Raw genomic sequence first — 19,326 nt, forward strand, 5'->3', positions numbered from 1 at the left:
CCACTTCAGGCGCTTGTTATTGCGGGTTGGCACGGGTGCTGGAGAGCAGCGAACCGAGGCTCGCGGCCTTCGGCTTGACCAGCCAGAACTTGCGCAGGTAATCCTCCAGGTTCTCGAGCAGGTGAGTGCCCCAGGGACTGGAGGTTTCCGCCACGTACTCGCTCAGCACTTCGCGCAGATGGCTGCGGTAGGCCTCCATGGCCTCGTTGCTGATGCGCTGGATTTCCACCAGCTCGTGGTTGACGCGGTCGACAAAGCTGTTGTCCAGGTCGAGCACGTAGGCGAAGCCGCCGGTCATGCCCGAGCCGAAGTTCACGCCGGTCTTGCCCAATACGCAGACAAAGCCGCCGGTCATGTATTCGCAGCAGTGGTCACCGGTGCCTTCCACCACGGCGTGGGCACCGGAGTTGCGCACGCCGAAGCGCTCGCCAGCGGTACCGGCGGCGAACAGGCGGCCACCGGTGGCGCCGTACAGGCAGGTGTTGCCGATGATGGCCGACTCCTGGGTCTTGAACGGGCTGCCGGCCGGCGGAACGATGACCAGCTTGCCACCGGTCATGCCCTTGCCGACGTAGTCGTTGGCGTCGCCTTCCAGACGCAGGTGCAGGCCACCGGCGTTCCACACGCCGAAACTCTGCCCGGCGGTGCCCTTGAAGCGGAAGGTGACCGGCGCGTCCTTCATTCCCTGGTTGCCGTACTGCTTGGCGATCTCGCCGGACACGCGCGCACCGATGGAGCGGTCACAGTTGCAGATGTCCAGCTCGAAGTCGCCGCCGGTCTTGCCGGCGATGGCGGCCGCGGCGATCTCGACCATTTTCTCGGCCAGCAGGCCCTGGTCGAACGGCGGGTTCTTCTCGACTTCGCAGAACTGCGGCTTGTCGGCCGGGATCAGGTCGCTGCCGAGCAGCGGGGTCAGATCCAGGTTGCCCTGCTTGGCGGTCTCGCCCGGCAGCACCTCGAGCAGATCGGTGCGACCGATCAGCTCGCCCAGGCTGCGTACGCCCAGCTTGGCCAGCCACTCGCGGGTGTCCTCGGCGATATAGGTGAAGTAGTTCATCACCATTTCGACGGTGCCGATGAAGTGGTCCTTGCGCAGCTTGTCGTTCTGCGTGGCGACGCCGGTGGCGCAGTTGTTCAGGTGGCAGATACGCAGATACTTGCAGCCCAGGGCGACCATCGGACCGGTGCCGAAGCCGAAGCTCTCGGCGCCGAGGATGGCGGCCTTGATCACGTCGAGGCCGGTCTTCAGGCCGCCGTCGGTCTGCACCCGTACCTTGCCGCGCAGGTCGTTGCCGCGCAGGGTCTGGTGGGTCTCGGCGAGGCCGAGCTCCCAAGGGCTGCCGGCGTACTTGATGGAGCTCAGCGGCGAGGCGCCGGTGCCACCGTCGTACCCGGAGATGGTGATCAGGTCGGCATAGGCCTTGGCCACGCCGGCGGCAATGGTGCCGACGCCGGCTTCCGCCACCAGCTTGACCGATACCAGCGCGGCCGGGTTGACCTGCTTGAGGTCATAGATCAGCTGCGCCAGGTCTTCGATCGAGTAGATGTCGTGGTGCGGCGGCGGCGAGATCAGGGTCACGCCGGGCACCGCATAGCGCAGACGCGCGATCAGGCCGTTGACCTTGCCGCCCGGCAGCTGGCCGCCCTCGCCGGGCTTGGCACCCTGGGCCACCTTGATCTGCAGCACTTCGGCGTTGACCAGGTATTCCGGAGTCACACCAAAGCGGCCGGTGGCGACCTGCTTGATCTTGGAGCTGCGCACGGTGCCGTAGCGGGCGGGGTCTTCGCCGCCCTCGCCGGAGTTGGAGCGCGCGCCCAGGCGGTTCATCGCCTCGGCGATGGCCTCGTGGGCCTCCGGCGACAGCGCGCCGAGGGAGATACCGGCGGAATCGAAGCGCTTGAGCACTTCGTTCAGCGGCTCGACCTGATCCAGCGGCAGCGCCTGATCGGCCAGCTTCAGCTTGAGCAGGTCGCGGATCATCGACGCCGGGCGCAGATCGACCAGCGCGGCGTATTCCTTGTACTTGGCGTAGTCGCCCTGCTGCACCGCTTCCTGGATGGTGCGGACCACGTCCGGGTTGTAGGCATGGTATTCGCCGCCGTAGACAAACTTCAGCAGGCCGCCCTGCTGGATCGGCTTGCGGTTGTTCCAGGCCTCAAAGGCCAGCAGCTTCTGCTCGGACTCGATGTCGACGAAGCGCGCACCCTGGATGCGGCTGGCGACGCCCTTGAAGCACAGGTCGGTGACCTCGCCGGACAGACCGACGGCCTCGAACAGCTGGGCGCCCCGATAGGAGGCGATTGTGGAGATGCCCATCTTCGAGAGGATCTTCAGCAGGCCCTTGGAGATGCCCTTGCGGTAGTACTTGAACACCTCGTAAAGGTCGCCCAGCACTTCGCCGGTGCGGATCAGGTCGGCCAGCACTTCGTAGGCGAGGAAGGGGTACACGGCGGAAGCGCCGAAGCCCACCAGCACGGCGAAGTGGTGCGGATCGCGGGCGGTGGCGGTCTCGACCAGGATGTTGCAGTCGCAGCGCAGGCCCTTGTCGGTCAGGCGGTGGTGCACGGCGCCGGTGGCCAGCGCGGCATGCGCCGGCAGCTTGCCCGGGGCGATGTGGCGGTCGGTGAGGACCAGCAGCACCTTGCCGGCACGCACGGCTTCCTCGGCCTGGTCGGCGATGTTGCGCACCGCGGCTTCCAGACCGATGGCCGGATCGTAGTTGAGATCGATGACGTGACGCTCGAAGCCAGGAGCACTCAGGCTCATCAGCGCGCGCCACTTGGCCGGGGAGATCACCGGGCTGCTCAGCATGACGCGGCTGGCGTGGGCCGGGGATTCCTCGAAGATGTTGCGCTCGGCGCCCAGGCAGATCTCCAGGGACATGACGATCGACTCGCGCAGCGGGTCGATCGGCGGGTTGGTCACCTGGGCAAACTGCTGGCGGAAATAGTCGAAAGGCGAGCGCACGCGCTGGCTGAGTACCGCCATCGGCGTGTCGTCACCCATCGAGCCGACCGCTTCCTGGCCCTGCTCGCCGAGCGGGCGCAGCACCTGGTCACGCTCCTCGAAGGTGACCTGGAACATCTTCATGTACTGCTTGAGCTGGTCGGCGTCGTAGCTGGCCACGCCATGGTCGTCGTCCAGCTTGGCCTGGATGCGCACGGCATTCTGGCGCAGCCACTGTTTGTACGGGTGGCGCGACTTCAGGCGGTTGTCGATGGCGTCGGTGTCCAGCACCTGGCCGGTCTCGGTGTCCACCGCGAGGATCTGGCCCGGGCCGACACGGCCCTTGGCGATCACGTCTTCCGGCTTGTAGTCCCACACGCCGATTTCCGACGCCAGGGTGATGTAGCCGTTCTTGGTGGTGACCCAGCGCGCCGGGCGCAGGCCGTTGCGGTCGAGCAGGCAGACGGCGTGGCGGCCGTCGGTCAGCACCACGCCGGCGGGGCCGTCCCACGGCTCCATGTGCATGGAGTTGTACTCGTAGAACGCGCGCAGGTCGGCGTCCATGGTCTCCATGTTCTGCCAGGCCGGAGGAATGATCATGCGCACGCCGCGGAACAGGTCGATGCCGCCGGTGACCATCAGCTCGAGCATGTTGTCCATGCTCGAGGAGTCGGAGCCGACGCGGTTGACCAGCGGGCCCAGCTCTTCCAGATCCGGAATCAGCTCGTTGGCGAACTTCAGACGACGGGCCAGGGCCCAGTTGCGGTTGCCGGTGATGGTGTTGATCTCGCCGTTGTGGGCGAGGAAGCGGAAGGGCTGCGCCAGCGGCCACTTCGGCAGGGTGTTGGTGGAGAAGCGCTGGTGGAACACGCAAATGGCGGTCTGCAGGCGCTCGTCACCGAGGTCCGGATAGAACTGCTGCAGGTCCGCCGGCATCATCAGGCCTTTATAGATGATGGTCTTCGGCGAGAAGCTGCAGATGTAGTGGTCGGTGTCGGCTGCATTGGCCACCGAGGAACGACGACGGGCGCTGAACAGCTTGATGGCGAACTGCTGGTCGTCCAGGCCTTCACCGCCGATGAATACCTGCTCGATCTGCGGCAGGCGCTCCAGGGCGAGGCGGCCGAGCACACTGGTGTCGATCGGCACCTTGCGCCAGCCGATCAGCTGCAGGCCGGCGGCCTCAATCTCGCGGTTCATGTTGGCGCGGGCGGCCTCGGCCTTGCCCGAGTCTTGGTTGAAGAACACCATGCCCACCGCATATTGCTGCGGCAGATCGCTGCCGAACTGCTCCTTGGCGACTGCGCGCAGGAACAGGTCGGGCTTCTGGATCAGCAGACCACAACCGTCACCGGTCTTGCCGTCGGCGTTGATACCGCCGCGGTGGGTCATGCAGGTCAGTGCTTCGATGGCGGTCTTCAGCAAGTGATGGCTCGCCTCACCTTCCATGTGGGCGATCAAGCCGAAGCCGCAGTTATCCTTGAACTGATCAGGATGGTACAGACCTGCTTTCATAGACACTCTCACCAGGCTGCCTCGAGAGGCAAATTGCTTTCTAATTCATAGACCTAGGCGCCTGCCACACCGGAGCGCGCCCCAGTTTGGCGCAGGCAAAGGGGGGTCATTTTACATAGCGACCCCGACCCCCACAAATTTTTGTGGCGGCCAAATGAAAACTTCTGTCGCCTGGACGAAAGGCGGCGACCGAAGGCCCGTGCTAGGACCATTCAGTCACCAAATGAGAGGCGGGTTCGCGGGCCCTCAGCGGGCCCGGACGGCCTCTTGCTGGATGCTGGCGAAGCTACGTGGCCAGGGCTTGCCGGCCTGCACGCTGGCCGGCAGCGACTTGATCGCCGCCTGGGCGGCGGCGCGGCTGGAGAACTGCCCATAGGTCACGACATAAAGTGCCTGACCTTGGTGCAATTTCTTGAAGTAACGGTATTCGGCGCCGTTCTTGCTGACAAAGGCTTTGGCGCTACTCTCCGAGCGGGTGCCCAGGATCTGCAGCGCGTAGTTGCCGGTTGGACGGCTCGCATACCACTCGGCGCCCGGGCCGGGAGCGGCACTGGCCAGGCTCGATTCTGCCTTGACAGCAGGCGCAGCGGGCTTGGGGGCCGCAGGCTTTGGCGCCGCGGCGACAGGCGCTGGAGACGGCTTAATCGCAGACGTAGCGGGTACCGGTTGCACCTGCGCTTGAGTCGGCTCGGGCTTCGGTGCAACTGGCTGCTCCGCCGCAGCGCTGGCCACGGTCGGCACTACCGGCGCGACCGGAACCGGAGTGGTCACCGGAGTCGATGCAGCGGACGAAGCCTGCTCTTCGGTGGCATCACTCTCTTCCCCCTCCTCCATGCCGGAGGCTTGAGCCAGAGGCTCGCGAATCACCGGTTGCGCCTCTCCCACCAACGGCAAAGGCAGCGGTTGACTGGCCCCGCTGAACTCGACGGCTGCGCCCTGCCGCTCCGGCGCAGCCGGAGTGGCGGGTGCAGCAGGCTTATCGGCATCGACCACAGCCGGCGCAGCACCCTGCGAAGTCAGCTCGATTGGCACCTCGGTAACCATGGGCGGCGTGCTTTCGGTGCGACCCTGCATCAGCCAGGCTGCACCCAGCGCTACCGCCACCACGGCGACCGCCAGCAGATGTTTTTTCGGCAGCCCGCCAGAAGGTGCCCCGGCAGCGGCGCCGCGACTCGCCAGCATCGCCTCGACCAGCACATCACGCGCCGCTAGATTGATTGCGCCCGGCCAGCCGCCGGAATTTAGATGTATGTCGGTGATCTGGTCGTCGCTCAGCAGATCGATGCCCTGGCCCGCACCATCGAGGCGCTGGGCCAGGTATTCGCGCGTCTCGTCTTCGCTATAAGGCGACAGTTCGATGGCATGGAAACGCTCCTCGCCATCGGCGAGCAGTTCGAGCCGCGGCAGCAACTCGCTGTCGGCGAAGAGGAAAACATGCGGGCGCCCGTCGACATTGCCGGCTGCCAGGGTGAACAGCATATCCAGCGCGGCATCGGCGAGCTGCTCGGCGTCATCCACCAACAAATAGACCTCCTGACCGGTCAGCGCCAGCTGGCTCACCTGGGCGAGAATGCCGCGAACGTCCATCTGCTGCACGCCCAGGCCCTGGCCGATCTGGCGCAGGATGCCGCCCACGTCGTTAGCGCCGCGGGCGGAAATGACCACCGACTGCACGGCCTGCTTGTTAGTGCTGGCCACCAGCGCCTGGCGCAGCAGGGTCTTGCCGGCACCCTGCGGACCGGTGACAACCAGCAGCAGCTGACTGTATCGAGCCAGATGATGGAGCTGCCCCAGCACGGGCTTGCGCTGGGCCGGGTAAAAGCGAAAGCCAGGTACCCGAGCGGCGAAGGGATCGTGGCTGAACTGGTAGTGCGCGAGGAATGCCTCGTCGGCGTGCAGACTGCTCATGTAGCTCTCTTACTCTCCAAGCTGTGCCAGCAGCGCGCGGTAATCGGCGCGCAGGGTGGCATCCAGGATTTCCCGCGGGAAATCGTCGGTAATCACGGCCTCACCCAGGCCACGCAACAGCACGAGGCGCAGGCGCCCGTCGAGCACCTTTTTGTCGACCGCCATGTGCTCGAGAAAGTCCTCGGGAGCCATCTCGGCAGGCGGCACCACCGGCAGCCCGGCACGCAACAGCAGGCGTATGCCCCGGTCGCGCTCAGCACTGGAAATCCAGCCCAGCCGTGAAGACATCTCCAGCGCCATGACAGTGCCCGCCGCGACCGCTTCGCCGTGCAGCCATTCACCGTAGCCCATGTGGGTCTCGATGGCATGCCCGAAGGTATGGCCGAGGTTGAGAATGGCGCGCATGCCCGATTCGCGCTCGTCCGACCCCACCACTCGAGCCTTCGCGGCGCAGGAGCGCTCGATGGCCTCGATCAGCGCCGCTGGCTGCAGATGACGAAGCGCTTCGACGTGGTCTTCCAGCCAGTCGAGGAACTGCGGATCGCAGATCAGGCCGTACTTGATCACCTCGGCCAGCCCCGCCGAAAGCTCCTTGGCCGGCAGGGTGCCGAGCACCGACGTATCGATGATGACCGCATTAGGCTGGTAGAAGGCCCCAACCATGTTCTTGCCAAGCGGGTGATTGATGCCGGTCTTGCCACCAACCGAGGAGTCCACTTGGGACAGCAAGGTGGTAGGCACCTGGATGAAATCGACGCCACGCTGATAACAGGCTGCGGCGAATCCGGCCATGTCACCAACAACGCCCCCCCCCAGGGCAACGACGGTGGTTTTCCGGTCATGGCGAGCCTGGAGCAGGCCGTCGAAGATAAGCTGCAGCGTCTCCCAGGTCTTGAAGCTCTCGCCATCGGGCAGAACCACGGTTGCGATGTCCTGACCCACCAAAGACTGCTTCAGCGCTTCGAGATAAAGAGGGGCAACCGTCTCGTTGGTGACTATCGCCACCTGCCGACCGGCTAGATGCGACTTGAACAAGTCGGAGCGGGCAAGCAGCCCCTCCCCGATATAAATGGGATAGCTGCGCTCGCCAAGATCGACACTAAGAGTCTGCATGAAGCCCCCACATTGAAAGGGCGTAGGATAACGCAGCTGGACGCGTTGTTTAACGGGGAGGCAATGCGGCGAGACGATCGATGATCTCCTGCACCACCAGACGCGGAGGCCGCTCATCCGTCTCGATGATCACATCGGCGATCTCGCGATAAAGCGGATCGCGGATCTCCATGAGACTGCGCAGCACCTTGCCCGGCTCGGCATTCTGCAACAGCGGGCGATTTCGATCCCGCGAAGTGCGCTCGAGCTGTTGCTCGACTGAGGCATGCAGATACACGACCCGCCCGCCACCGCGCAGTGCATGGCGGTTCTCCGGCCGCAGCACCACACCACCGCCGGTAGCGATCACCACGCTCTCCAGCTCACAGAGCTCCGCGACCATGGCTTGCTCACGCTCGCGAAAACCCTGCTCGCCTTCAACGTCGAAGATCCAGGGAATATCGGCACCGGTGCGCTGCTCGATTTCCTTGTCCGAATCCTTGAACTGCAGCCTCAGCTCTTTGGCCAACAACCGCCCGATGGTGCTCTTACCAGCCCCCATCGGGCCTACCAGGACTACGTTCTGCACTATCAGTTGCTGACCGCAATGGACTGGTTGTTCATGATACGGGGAGTCACGAATATCAGGAGCTCATTCTTAGAGTCCGTAACAGTATCCCTACGAAAAATACGCCCTACGAAGGGAATATCTCCCAGCAGAGGAACTTTATCTACCGCTTTGCTTTGGGTATTCGAGAACACCCCCCCTATCACGATAGTCTCACCATCATTAACAAGAACCTTGGCGTTCACTTCATTCTTATTGATAGGAGGAACACCATTAACCTGGCGCTGATAATCCGGCTCATCCTTATTTACCCTGACCTCCATAATGACGCGATTATCAGGAGTGATCTGAGGAGTAACCTCCAGCGACAGCGCAGCTTCTTTAAATGAAACTGTAGTAGCACCGCTAGAACTAGCCTCCTGATATGGAACCTCAGTTCCTTTTACGATCTTTGCGGTCTCTTTATCTGAGGTGACGACTTTCGGCTGAGAGATAACCTCGCCATTACCAGTCTTTTCCATCGCAGACAGTTGCAGATCCAAAATTGCATTGTCACTGATGAAGCCTATTCCTATACCCGAAGTAGCTTCTAATGCACCCATATCGACGAATGGCACTGGATTTCCACCATTTTCTCCATCTGTCACGGGCAGAGTACATCTCCCGGCAAACGGCCCGCAGGAATAACCGTCCTCGTCTTCGACCCCTAAGCCGCCATCCTTACCAAAATACCGCCACTTATCATTGCGGATTGCACCGCCCCAACGCACACCCAGGCTTTTATCGTAGCCAACATTGGCCTCAACTATGCGCGCCTCAATCATAACTTGGCGCACTGGTATATCAAGCTGAGTAACGATACGCCGTAACTCATCTATACGCTCCTGAGTGAGGTAGGCGATGATGCTATTAGTTCTGTCATCGTAAATGACCTTGCCCCTCATATCCTTATCTAACGTTCCTTGTTCTCCCGCATCCTCAAACAGCTTGGCAATATCAGATGCCTTAGCATAGTTAAGCTGCACGACATCTCTACGGAGAGGAGCGAGCTCTGCCAACTGCTGCTTCGCCTCAAGCTCTTGACGCTCTCTAGCTGCAATTTCATCCGCCGGCGCGACCAAAAGCACATTTCCGATTTGGCGTTTGTCTAGTCCGCGCGTCTTAAGAACCAAATCCAGCGCTTGATCCCAAGGAACGTTCTGCAGCCGGAGAGTGATATTCCCCTGAACCGAATCACTTGCTACCAAGTTCAAATCAGTGAAATCGGCAATCAACTGAAGAACGGATCGAACATCAATATCCTGAAAATTCAAGGATAACTTTTCGCCGGTGTAGGCAAATCTTTCGGCACGACGCTTTTCAACATCATCCTGCGCTAGCGGCTTAACACTGATGGTCAGCTTGTTGTCCGTTTGAAATGCAAGATAGTCATAACTGCCGGTAGGCTCAATTGAGATAGCAACCCCATCTCCCTCAGCTTTGGAGCTGACAAACTGAACCGGAGTGGCGAAGTCCTTTACATCCAAACGAGCCCGCAGGCCTTCAGGTATTTGCGCCTTTGGAAACTTCAACGTAATTTTACCAGCAGATTCCTGAATATCAGCCCCTACCGAAGCGTCAGACAACTGAATGACAACATTACCCTCGCCTTGCTCGCCTCGCTGAAAATCGACTCCAGTGATAGCAGGAGTTGCGGGAGACAAGCTTTTCATGACAGGAGAGGCTGGAGCGGCGGCGACGGCAGCGGCAGGACCCGCTCCACCAACTACAACGAACAGACTATTACCTTCAGCACGAGTAGTATAAGGAACCAAAGTCGTAAGATTAATAATTAAACGAGTACGATCCTTCGCCTCGACCACAGTGACACTTCGCGCATTACCCACCCCTAGCTCACGATTCTTAGAGTCGAGCTTGCTGGCGACCCTCGGAAGATCCAGCGCGATACGCGCCGGCTGCTCAATGGTATAACCACGCGGAGCGGATACAGGCTCATCAAAGGTCAGTTTTAACTCAACTTTATCGCCCGGCAAAGAAGCGACGTCTAGGGCCGTTAAATCTGCAGCCAAGATATGCGGCGCCATTCCGGCCAGCAACAACGACATACACAAGCTTGTAATTTTGTTTGTCATGGAATAGTTCCGTTTAGCAGATCGGAATTTATAATTCATATGAACCTCACGACTAAGTGCGCTCTTTCAGGGTGAGAGTCCTTGGGCGCTCTAGCCAACCACCCTCCCCATCCGGAACTATCTCCACCACATCGACTTTCGACTCATCAATCGATATGACACGGCCGTGATTACGGCCCAGATAATCACCAGTCTTGACTCTATGTACGCCCCCAGCACCGCGCACTAAGGCAAAAACACCACCTTCACCCTGAAGAGTGCCAACCATTTCAAAGGCTTCAATATTAAAACCCTCAAGAAACTGCTTAACCCTTGTTTCATCTGGATGAACGTCTTTTGAGCCTTTCTGGCGACTTGCCAAATCAATTTTTATGGGGGGCTGAAATGGACTACGCAGAGCTGAAGCTCGATAAGTAAAGGCCTCGTAAGGCTGAAACTTGGGAAGAGGCTCTATCGCCCCGTGCGGGCGAGCCCTGACCTCATCCATATACTGCTGCAGATCCGCAAAATCGCCGCCGTCAACGCAGCCAGCCAAGACCAAAAAAGGGATTAAACAAAGAGCCCGATGCAGGGTCATTTTTTCATCCCCTCGTCATTGTAACGATATGTCTTAGCTAGAATGCTCATTCGCAGCCTAGAGGTACTGTTTTCGCCCTCATCCGCGGACACTACGGAAAAGTCATGCAGAGTGACTATTCGAGGAAGACTAGCGACACCGCTCACGAACGTTGCGAGATCGTGATAGCCCCCTACAACTTTTATTTGAATGGGAAGCTCAATATAAAACTGCTGAATTACCTCTGGCTCAAGTTTAATTTCCTCAAACTCCAGCCCACTCCCAAGCCCAGTTCTTGTTATGTCCTCCAGCAACCCCGGAACCTCGGTATCGCTAGGCAACTGCCTCAGAAGCGTACCAAATGACTCCTCCATCTCTTTCATCTGAATCTTATAGGCCTCCAGATTAGCCGCCTGAAATGCCTTCGTTTTAAATTGATCTTTTAGCGCAACTTCTTCAGAACGCCTTTGATCCAAAACAGACTCTAGATCTTTCAAATAGAAATTATAACCCAACCCCAAACCTATTAATAAAATCAAAACACAGACGATTATTTTAACAGGCGCCGGCCAAGCCCCTAGATTATTTGCATCCAACTCAGACAGGTCAACCTTCCTGAGCGCCGCTAAAGACTCCGAAAGGCTCATCGCTTCACCGCCTTCTTGTTTTTCTCTATAGGCTTTGAGCCCCCATCATCCGGAGCGCTTTCACCTGGCTGGACTTGCAAAACGTTCAATTGAAAGACGTTGGCCTGATCCACCGCACCCGCCGTTACGGCCTTAACCTCGGTGAGCGTAGGGGCCTTCAGCCATTCAGAAGCATCCAGGTTACGCATCAACCCTGAAACGCGATTATTAGATTCCGCGAATCCTGTAATTGCGATATTCGCTCCTACCCGATTCAGTTCTGTAAAATAAACCCCGTCAGGGAGAGTGCGTACCAATTGATCAAAAATATGCCCAATAACAGGACGATTACCTTGCAAATCCTGGATAATTTTCATGCGCTCAAGTAGCTGCTGACGTCGTTCTTTTAGCTGGCTAATTTCTTTTATACGGGCATCCAAAACGGCTATCTCTTTCTTGACAAAATTATTACGCGCATTTTGCCGCTCAGTCGCTCCGTCCAAATATTGCCCAGCCAAGAAAACTAAGGCGATCGCAATAACTGCAGCCGCCCCCATGGCAACAACAAACCGCTGCTTACGCTCCTCTCGCAGTTGCTCACGCCAGGGTAGTAAGTTAATCCGCGCCATCAGTCGAAACTCCTCATCGCCAGACCACAGGCAATCATCAAGGACGGTGCGTCGCTAGCCAGTGCACCGGCGTTGACTTTGCCCCCCAGCGCCATGTCGGCGAACGGATTGGCCACCAGAGTAGGAGTGCCGATCTTTTGCTGGATCAGGCGATCGAGATCGGGAATGGAGGCGGTACCGCCAGCCAGAAGGATGTAATCCACATCATTGAACTGGCCGGCAGCGAAGAAGAACTGCAGCGAGCGGGAAACCTGCTGCACGACCGCTTCTTTGAACGGCTGCAGGACTTCGCTTTCATAGTCATCCGGAAGGCCACCCTGCTTTTTGGCCAGACCGGCTTCCTCAACAGAGAGCCCATAGCGACGCTGGATTTCCTCGGTCAGCTGGCGACCGCCGAAGAGCTGCTCGCGGGTATAGATGGTGCGACCGTTATGCAGAACGCTCAGCGTGGTCATCGTGGCGCCGATGTCGACCACCGCGACGGTGAGCTCATCGGCATTGCCACCCAACTGAGACTCGAGCAACCCGTAAGCGCGCTCCAGTGCATAAGCTTCGACGTCGACCACCTTGGCGGTCAGCCCGGCCAAGCCGAGAGCTGCTTCGCGGACTTCGACGTTTTCCTTCCGGCATGCCGCCAGGAGAACCTCCGCGCGCTCAGGGTTTCGCGCGGAGGCGCCCTGCACCTCGAAGTCGATGGCGACCTCTTCGAGCGGGTAAGGGATGTACTGGTCGGCTTCGATCTTCAGCTGGTTTTCCAGCTCATCGTCGCTGAGGCCCGCTTCCATCTCGATGGTCTTGGTGATCACCGCAGAGCCGGCCACCGCGACCGCAACGGTGCGCACCCCGGTCTTGGCTTTGCTCAGAACGCGAGAAAGGGCCTGACCGACCCCCTCCAATTCGGCGATGTTTTTCTCGACCACTGCATTTGGGGGGAGCGGCTCGACGGCGTAGGCCTCTACCTTGTAGCGGCTTCCGGAGCGACTCAATTCAAGGAGCTTGACCGAGGTCGAACTGATATCGATCCCCAGAAGCGTGTTCGCTTTCTTATTGAAGAGCCCTAGCACGACCGTTTTCCTATCTGCATCCGAGACTTACGGACTATTTATGTTTTTCCACATTAAATAACAGTCTTGACAGAAGCGCAAATGGCTCCCCCGCAAAAAAACCGCTTATAATGTGAACAGTTTTCCCCTTTTCGCACCGCACCACACTTAACCCATTCTTTTGCCTGGAATTCCAAGAACCTTGATTCGTTTGCTGAAGTTTTTCTGGTGGTCCTGCGTCGCCGTGTTTTGCGGGTTAGTGCTCAGTTTCAGCGGAGCCTTTCTCTATCTTAGTCCCGGCTTACCTTCCGTCGAATCGCTGCGCAGCATCCAGCTGCAGATCCCGCTCCGCGTCTACAGCAGCGATGACAAGCTGATCGCGGAATTTGGCGAGATGCGCCGCTCCCCGATCCGCTTCGAAGACATCCCCCAAGACTTCATCCGTGCGCTGCTGGCCGCGGAAGACGACAATTTCGCCAACCATTATGGCGTCGACGTGACCAGCCTGTTGCGCGCTGCTACGCAGTTATTGGCCAGCGGGCACATCCAGACCGGGGGCAGCACCATCACCATGCAGGTGGCGAAGAATTTCTTCCTCACCAGCGAGCGCAGTTTTTCGCGCAAGATCAATGAAATACTGCTCGCGTTACAAATCGAGCGCGAGCTGAGCAAAAACGAGATCCTCGAGCTCTACGTCAACAAGATCTACCTGGGCAACCGCGCGTACGGTATCGAGGCCGCGGCCCAGGTCTACTACGGCAAATCCATGCGCGAGCTCAGCCTGGCGCAGATGGCGATGATCGCCGGCCTGCCCAAGGCACCTTCGCGGTACAACCCTCTGGTCAATCCGCAGCGCAGCAAGGAGCGCCGTGACTGGATTCTCGGTCGCATGTTCAAGCTGGGCGCGATCGACCAGGCCCGTTACGAGGCGGCGCTGGCGGAGACCATCGAGGCTCGTCACCACGTCCAGCCGATCGAACTCAACGCCCCCTACATCGCGGAGATGGCGCGCGCGGAAATGGTCGGCCGATACGGCAGCGAGGCTTACACCGAAGGCTTCCGGGTGATCACCACGGTACCGGCGGCACTCCAGGAAGCCGCCAACAAGGCGCTGTACGACGGCCTCATCGCCTACGATCAGCGCCACGGATTCCGCGGGCCGGAAACACGGCTGCCGGGCCTGACCCGTGAGGCCTGGCTGCAGGAGCTGGACAAGTACCGCAGCATCAACGGCCTGCAGCCCGCCATCGTCACCCAGGTAGAGAAGAGCGGCATCATGGTCCTGCTGCGCAGCGGCGAGGAGCAGCCAGTAACCTGGGAAAGCATGAAATGGGCGCGCCCCTTCCTCAACACCAACAGCCTCGGCCCGCGACCGCAGAAGCCCGCGGACGTGGCGCAGATCGGCGACCTGGTGCGGGTGGCGACCGATGCCGAGAGCGGCGCGTTGCTGTTTCGACAGATTCCCGCAGCGCAGAGCGCGCTGGTCTCGCTCGATCCGCAAAACGGTGCGATTCGCGCCCTGGTCGGCGGTTTCTCCTTCGAGCAGAGCAATTACAACCGCGCCGCCCAGGCCAAGCGCCAGCCTGGCTCCAGCTTCAAGCCCTTCATCTATAGCGCCGCGCTGGATGCTGGCTTCACCGCCGCCAGCCTGGTCAACGACGCGCCGATCGTGTTCCAGGAGGCCGGGATGGAAGAAGCCTGGCGCCCGAAGAACGACAACAACACCTTCCTTGGGCCCATCCGCCTGCGCGAGGCGCTGTACAAGTCGCGCAACCTGGTGTCGATCCGCCTGCTGCAGACCATCGGCATCGACTACACGCTCGACTACATCAGCACCTTCGGCTTCAAGCGCCAGGAACTGCCGCGCAACCTGTCGCTCGCCCTCGGTACCGCCGGCCTGACGCCGCTGGAAATCGCCAGTGGCTGGAGCGCCTTCGCCAATGGCGGGCGCAAGATCCAACCGTATCTGATCGAGCGTATCGACAGCCGCGACGGCAAGCCGCTGTTCATCGCCAACCCACCGCGCACGCCCGAGAGCGCCCAGTTGGTCGAAGAACAGAACGCTGCGCTGCTGCTGGAGGAACCCAACGCGGACGTGACAGAACCGGTACTCGCCGAGCAGATCATCGACGAGCGCACGGCCTACATCATGACTAGCATGCTGCAGGACGTGATCAAGCGCGGCACCGGCCGTCGCGCCCTGGCCATGGGCCGCGGCGACCTGGCAGGCAAGACCGGCACCACCAACGAATCCAAGGACAGCTGGTTCTCCGGCTACAACGCCGACTACATAACCACCGTCTGGGTCGGTTTCGACCAACCCGAGAGCCTCGGCCGCCATGAATATGGCGGCACCGTAGCATTGCCCATCTGGATGAACTACATGGGTGCCGCACTGAAGGACAAACCGGAGCATCTGCCGCCCGAGCCTTCCGGACTGCTCAGCCTGCGCATCGACCCGGTGAGCGGACGCGCCGCTTCGCCGGGTACGCCGGACGCCTACTTCGAGCTGTTCAAGAGCGAGGACTCGCCGCCGCCGATGAGCGAGCTGGACCCGGCCATGGGCATTCCCGGCAGCCCGCTGCCGAGCGACGAAGCGGCGCCGATCGACCTGTTCTGATCGCACGCCCCCGAGATCGCCGCGCTCTGATTGATCCGAGCACCACCAATAAAAAGCCCCGCATTTGCGGGGCTTTTTATTGATCAGCGATCAGCCGTTGAACACGTCATCCACCGACTTCAGCGGGTAGTGCTGCGGATACGGCAGGGTCGCCACACCGGTCTCGATCGCGGCCTTGGCCACGGCGTCGGCCACCACGGTGATCAGGCGCGCGTCCATCGGCTTGGGAATGATGTACTCACGACCGAAGCTCAGCTCGATGCCGCCGTAGGCATCGCAGACTTCCTTCGGCACCGGCAGCTTGGCCAGGTCGCGCAGGGCGTTGGCGGCGGCGATCTTCATTTCTTCGTTGATGCGGGTGGCGCGCACGTCCAGGGCACCGCGGAAGATGAAGGGGAAGCCGAGCACGTTGTTGACCTGGTTCGGGTAGTCCGAACGACCGGTGGCCATGATCACATCCGAGCGCGCCTCGCGGGCCAGCTCGGGCTTGATCTCCGGGTCCGGGTTGGAGCAGGCGAAGACGATCGGGTTCGGCCCCATGCGCTTGAGGTCTTCCTGGCTCAGCAGGTTGGCGCCGGACAGGCCGACGAACACGTCGGCGCCGCCCAGGGCGTCGGACAGGCTGCGCTTCTCGGTCTCGTGGGCGAATACCGCCTTGTACTGATTGAGGTCGTCACGGCCGGCGTGGATCACGCCCTTGCGGTCGAGCATGAAGATGTTCTCGACCTTGGCGCCCATGCTCACCAGCAGTTTCATGCAGGAGATGGCCGCGGCACCGGCGCCGAGGCAGACGATCTTGGCTTCCGGCAGGGTCTTGCCGGCGATTTCCAGCGCATTGAGCATGCCGGCCGCGGTAACGATGGCGGTGCCGTGCTGGTCATCGTGGAACACCGGAATGTCGCACTGCTCGATCAGCGCGCGCTCGATCTCGAAGCACTCGGGCGCCTTGATGTCTTCCAGGTTGATGCCGCCGAAGGTGATGGAGATGCGCTTGACGGTGTCGATGAAGGCCTGCGGGCTCTCGGAGTCGACTTCGATGTCGAACACGTCGATGCCGGCGAAGCGCTTGAACAGCACGCCCTTGCCTTCCATCACCGGCTTGGAGGCCAGCGGGCCCAGGTTGCCCAGGCCGAGGATGGCGGTGCCGTCGGAAATCACTGCCACCAGGTTGCCCTTGCCGGTGTAGCGGTAGGCCAGTTCGGCGTCGCGGGCGATCTCGCGTACCGGCTCAGCCACACCCGGGCTGTAGGCCAGGGAAAGGTCACGGGCGGTGACGGTGGGCTTGGTCAGTTCGACGCTGAGCTTACCCGGGCGGGGCTGAGCGTGATACTCGAGAGCGGCAGTTTTGAGATCGGACATTTCGGCTATTTCCGCTTTGCTGTGAAAGGCAGGCGAGCGAGCATACGCAAGATGCTCGAGGCCCACAAGATTGCGGCTCTCGGCGCTTCAGCGAACGACCTTGAGCCAATCGCCAGGTTGTGGCCGGCCGGTCGGATACAGACCGTTGAGCAGGCGCAGACGCTTCAGCTTGTCGCCCTCGCCGCCCATCTGCCGGCTCAGCGTCTCGAGGCTCTGGCCGGCCTCGAACCGCACCAGGTGCAGGCGCCAGGGCTGACCGAGCTGGCGCTCATCGGCACGCAACGGACGGAAGCTGCGCACCACCTCCATGAATCGGTCGTCGGCGGTTTCCAGCGACGCCCGCCCCTTGACCGCCCCGATGAAGATGAAGGCCTCGCGGTCGCGCACGATCACCGCCACACGCCTGGCCTCATTGCCCGGCAGCACGCCGGTGGTGACGTCCAGGCCATCCTGCTTGAAGCTCTCCTGCCCGGTCAGGCCCCGGCCGCCGGTGCTCTGGCGGATGAAGGCCTGCGAATCGACCTGCTCCTTCAGGCCCTGCATGCTCATGACCAGGAACGCCTGCTCGTCCGGGCTGTGCACGATGACCGCGTCGGGGCGGTTGACCAGCCCCCAGCCCTGAGGGAACGCCAGGGTGAAATCTAGGCCGACATGGTAGAAGCGCTGGCCGCGGCGCACGCCAGCCTCGGCCGAGTCGCCGAAGGGCATGCCGTCAATCATCTTCAGGTAGGCCTGGCGCCCTACCTCGCCCTGGCCATTGACCAGCGGGCTGGCGGAGGCCACCACCTGGCGCAGGCGCGTGTCGTTGTCCGGGTGGGTATCGAACAGACCGTGATAGCCCGCCGGCGGTACTTCCTGCCCCTTGGCCAGGGCCTCGTCGCGGGCGAAGTCCTCCTGATTCTTCAGGACCTTCACCACCTCGATCATCGCCTGCGGGTCGTAACCGCTGCGCGCCAGATACTGGGCGCCGAAGCCATCGGCCTCCAGCTCCATGTCGCGGCCATAGCCGCGCACGAACGCCGAGCCCAGCACATTGGTGACGTCGCCGGCGGCGCCCACGCCCGTGCCAATGGCGACCGCCTGGCCGAGGATGTTCCAGGCCGTGGACTGGCTCTGCTGGCGCACGCTGTGCCGCGCGGTGACATGCCCCACTTCATGGCCGAGCACGGCGGCCAGCTCCGCCTCGGAGCCGAGATAAGCCATCAGGCCGCGATGGATATAGATGTGCCCGCCGGGAATGGCGAAGGCGTTGATGTCCGGGCTGTCGACCACGGTGAAGCGGTAGTCGAGGTTGCTGCGGTGACTGTTGCGCGCCACTCGCTCGCCGACTCCCTGCACGTACGCCTGCAGCTTCTCGTCGGCGTAGCGCGGGTACTGCTTGGCGATCTCCTCGGCGTAATTGCGGCCCAGCTCGATCTCCTGCTGCTCGCTCATCATCACGAAGTCGGTGCGCCCGGTGGCCGGATTGACGGCGCAGCCGACAAGCTGGGCGAGCACGGACAGCAGCAACAGCAGACGCAACTTCATGGCATTACCTCGAGCATGGCCTCGTGGGTCAGCGACAGCATCCACCGGGCCTGCCCCGGTTTTACGCCGCCGCGGCGGGACCGGTCAATGACCCAGCCGCGCGCCTCTATCGTCTGCCCGGCGAGGCGCTGCAGCGCGGCAGCATCGAAGTGACGGAGCAGCTTCGGCTCGACGCGCAGCACCAGCGGGCCGTCCATCTCGATCCACAGACCGCCACGGTTGCGCTGCACCTTCTCGACCCGGCCGCCGACCAGAGCGAATCCGCCGCGGCGCAGATCGAAGGGTCCGACGACCCGGGCCTGCTGCCAGAGGCCGATGCGCTCCTCGCGCGCCGCCCGCTCCGCCTCGCGCTGGCAGCGCTCGAGACCGGTGGCGGGCTCGAAGGCCACTCGGTAGCCCAAGCCCTCTGCCAGCAGCTGAGCCTCCAGGTTCTGCCCCTGGCGGTCATAGACGTGGGCGAGGGTACGCCCGTAATGATCGCGCGGCTGGCGCCCCAGACGCAGGCCGATGCGACCCTCGCCTGCCGCCACCAGCGCTTGCAGACGTTTGCGCGCCGCCTCGGCGAAGGGCTCGGCCGGGCGACCGTCGCGCGCCCGCTCCGGCGCGTTGATGCCGATCAGGCGCACGCTGCGACCATCGGTCAGACGCAGGGTATCGCCGTCCACCACCCTGGCCACGCGCTGTGGCGCCAGGTCGCCGACCAGCGGGCAGAAGGCCTGGGCCGGGGAAACCAGGCAGATAGAAACGAAAAAGGCGCCCACCCGGGACGCCTTTTTCAGCAGTGTGGCTTTCACCACCTTTCGG

13 protein-coding genes are annotated in these 19,326 nt (G+C 61.5%); 1 reads left to right on the plus strand and 12 read right to left on the minus strand.

Features of this window, described 5'->3' with window-relative positions:
- Positions 1–16: 16 nt before the first annotated feature.
- From gltB to NF616_RS03670, 9 genes are all read right to left on the minus strand, one after another.
- Positions 17–4,462 (minus strand): glutamate synthase large subunit, encoded by a 4,446-nt coding sequence (gltB, locus tag NF616_RS03630; RefSeq protein WP_252271694.1) that lies wholly within the window; start codon positions 4,460–4,462, stop codon positions 17–19.
- A gap of 246 nt (positions 4,463–4,708) precedes the next feature.
- The gene (locus tag NF616_RS03635) at positions 4,709–6,370 is read right to left on the minus strand and encodes an AAA family ATPase (protein WP_252271695.1); all 1,662 of its coding nucleotides are present in this window, start codon (positions 6,368–6,370) and stop codon (positions 4,709–4,711) included.
- A 9-nt stretch (positions 6,371–6,379) separates the two neighbouring features.
- Positions 6,380–7,483 carry a 3-dehydroquinate synthase gene (gene aroB / locus NF616_RS03640; protein WP_252271696.1) on the minus strand — a complete coding sequence of 368 codons (1,104 nt, stop codon included), beginning with the start codon at positions 7,481–7,483 and terminating at the stop codon, positions 6,380–6,382.
- A 49-nt stretch (positions 7,484–7,532) separates the two neighbouring features.
- Positions 7,533–8,051, minus strand: coding sequence for a shikimate kinase AroK (gene aroK / locus NF616_RS03645; RefSeq protein WP_252271697.1), 519 nt, complete (start codon positions 8,049–8,051; stop codon positions 7,533–7,535).
- Positions 8,052–8,053: 2 nt separating this feature from the next.
- Positions 8,054–10,162, minus strand: coding sequence for a type IV pilus secretin PilQ (locus NF616_RS03650; RefSeq protein WP_252271698.1), 2,109 nt, complete (start codon positions 10,160–10,162; stop codon positions 8,054–8,056).
- A gap of 52 nt (positions 10,163–10,214) precedes the next feature.
- Positions 10,215–10,739, minus strand: a complete 525-nt coding sequence (gene pilP / locus NF616_RS03655) for a type 4a pilus biogenesis lipoprotein PilP (RefSeq protein ID WP_252271699.1) — start codon at positions 10,737–10,739, stop codon at positions 10,215–10,217.
- Complete coding sequence (pilO, locus tag NF616_RS03660) at positions 10,736–11,365, minus strand: type 4a pilus biogenesis protein PilO (protein ID WP_252271700.1); 630 nt, start codon at positions 11,363–11,365, stop codon at positions 10,736–10,738. Before pilO ends, pilP begins: the two co-directional genes overlap by 4 nt.
- Positions 11,362–11,973 carry a PilN domain-containing protein gene (locus NF616_RS03665; RefSeq protein WP_252271701.1) on the minus strand — a complete coding sequence of 204 codons (612 nt, stop codon included), beginning with the start codon at positions 11,971–11,973 and terminating at the stop codon, positions 11,362–11,364. Before NF616_RS03665 ends, pilO begins: the two co-directional genes overlap by 4 nt.
- Positions 11,973–13,037, minus strand: a complete 1,065-nt coding sequence (locus tag NF616_RS03670) for a pilus assembly protein PilM (RefSeq protein WP_252271702.1) — start codon at positions 13,035–13,037, stop codon at positions 11,973–11,975. The genes NF616_RS03665 and NF616_RS03670 overlap by 1 nt, the downstream gene beginning before the upstream one ends.
- A 184-nt stretch (positions 13,038–13,221) precedes the next feature.
- Here NF616_RS03670 and NF616_RS03675 point away from each other — a divergent pair, with 184 nt between their 5' ends.
- Positions 13,222–15,636, plus strand: coding sequence for a penicillin-binding protein 1A (locus tag NF616_RS03675; RefSeq protein WP_434091865.1), 2,415 nt, complete (start codon positions 13,222–13,224; stop codon positions 15,634–15,636).
- A gap of 90 nt (positions 15,637–15,726) precedes the next feature.
- On the opposite strand, the gene NF616_RS03680 is transcribed toward NF616_RS03675, so the two are convergent.
- The 3 genes from NF616_RS03680 to NF616_RS03690 all read right to left on the minus strand — a co-directional run bounded on the left by NF616_RS03680 (position 15,727) and on the right by NF616_RS03690 (position 19,319).
- Entirely contained in the window at positions 15,727–16,995 is a 1,269-nt protein-coding gene (locus NF616_RS03680) for a malic enzyme-like NAD(P)-binding protein (protein ID WP_252271704.1), read from the minus strand.
- Positions 16,996–17,082: 87 nt separating this feature from the next.
- Entirely contained in the window at positions 17,083–18,522 is a 1,440-nt protein-coding gene (locus NF616_RS03685; RefSeq protein ID WP_252271705.1) for a M48 family metalloprotease, read from the minus strand.
- A complete protein-coding gene (locus NF616_RS03690) occupies positions 18,519–19,319 on the minus strand; it encodes a thermonuclease family protein (protein WP_252271706.1) in 801 nt (266 codons plus the stop codon). The genes NF616_RS03685 and NF616_RS03690 overlap by 4 nt, the downstream gene beginning before the upstream one ends.
- Positions 19,320–19,326 lie beyond the last annotated feature (7 nt).

The organism is Pseudomonas subflava (genome assembly GCF_023823685.1).
Taxonomy (GTDB): Bacteria; Pseudomonadota; Gammaproteobacteria; order Pseudomonadales; family Pseudomonadaceae; genus Aquipseudomonas; species Aquipseudomonas subflava.

Bases quoted from the DNA above. Each gene is read 5' to 3' on its own strand.
- aroB (WP_252271696.1), bottom strand. From the start codon at position 7,483: ATGCAGACTCTTAGTGTCGATCTTGGCGAGCGCAGCTATCCCATTTAT.
- pilP (WP_252271699.1), bottom strand. From the start codon at position 10,739: ATGACCCTGCATCGGGCTCTTTGTTTAATCCCTTTTTTGGTCTTGGCT.
- gltB (WP_252271694.1), bottom strand. From the start codon at position 4,462: ATGAAAGCAGGTCTGTACCATCCTGATCAGTTCAAGGATAACTGCGGC.
- pilO (WP_252271700.1), bottom strand. From the start codon at position 11,365: ATGAGCCTTTCGGAGTCTTTAGCGGCGCTCAGGAAGGTTGACCTGTCT.
- NF616_RS03680 (WP_252271704.1), bottom strand. From the start codon at position 16,995: ATGTCCGATCTCAAAACTGCCGCTCTCGAGTATCACGCTCAGCCCCGC.
- NF616_RS03650 (WP_252271698.1), bottom strand. From the start codon at position 10,162: ATGACAAACAAAATTACAAGCTTGTGTATGTCGTTGTTGCTGGCCGGA.
- NF616_RS03685 (WP_252271705.1), bottom strand. From the start codon at position 18,522: ATGAAGTTGCGTCTGCTGTTGCTGCTGTCCGTGCTCGCCCAGCTTGTC.
- NF616_RS03635 (WP_252271695.1), bottom strand. From the start codon at position 6,370: ATGAGCAGTCTGCACGCCGACGAGGCATTCCTCGCGCACTACCAGTTC.
- NF616_RS03665 (WP_252271701.1), bottom strand. From the start codon at position 11,973: ATGGCGCGGATTAACTTACTACCCTGGCGTGAGCAACTGCGAGAGGAG.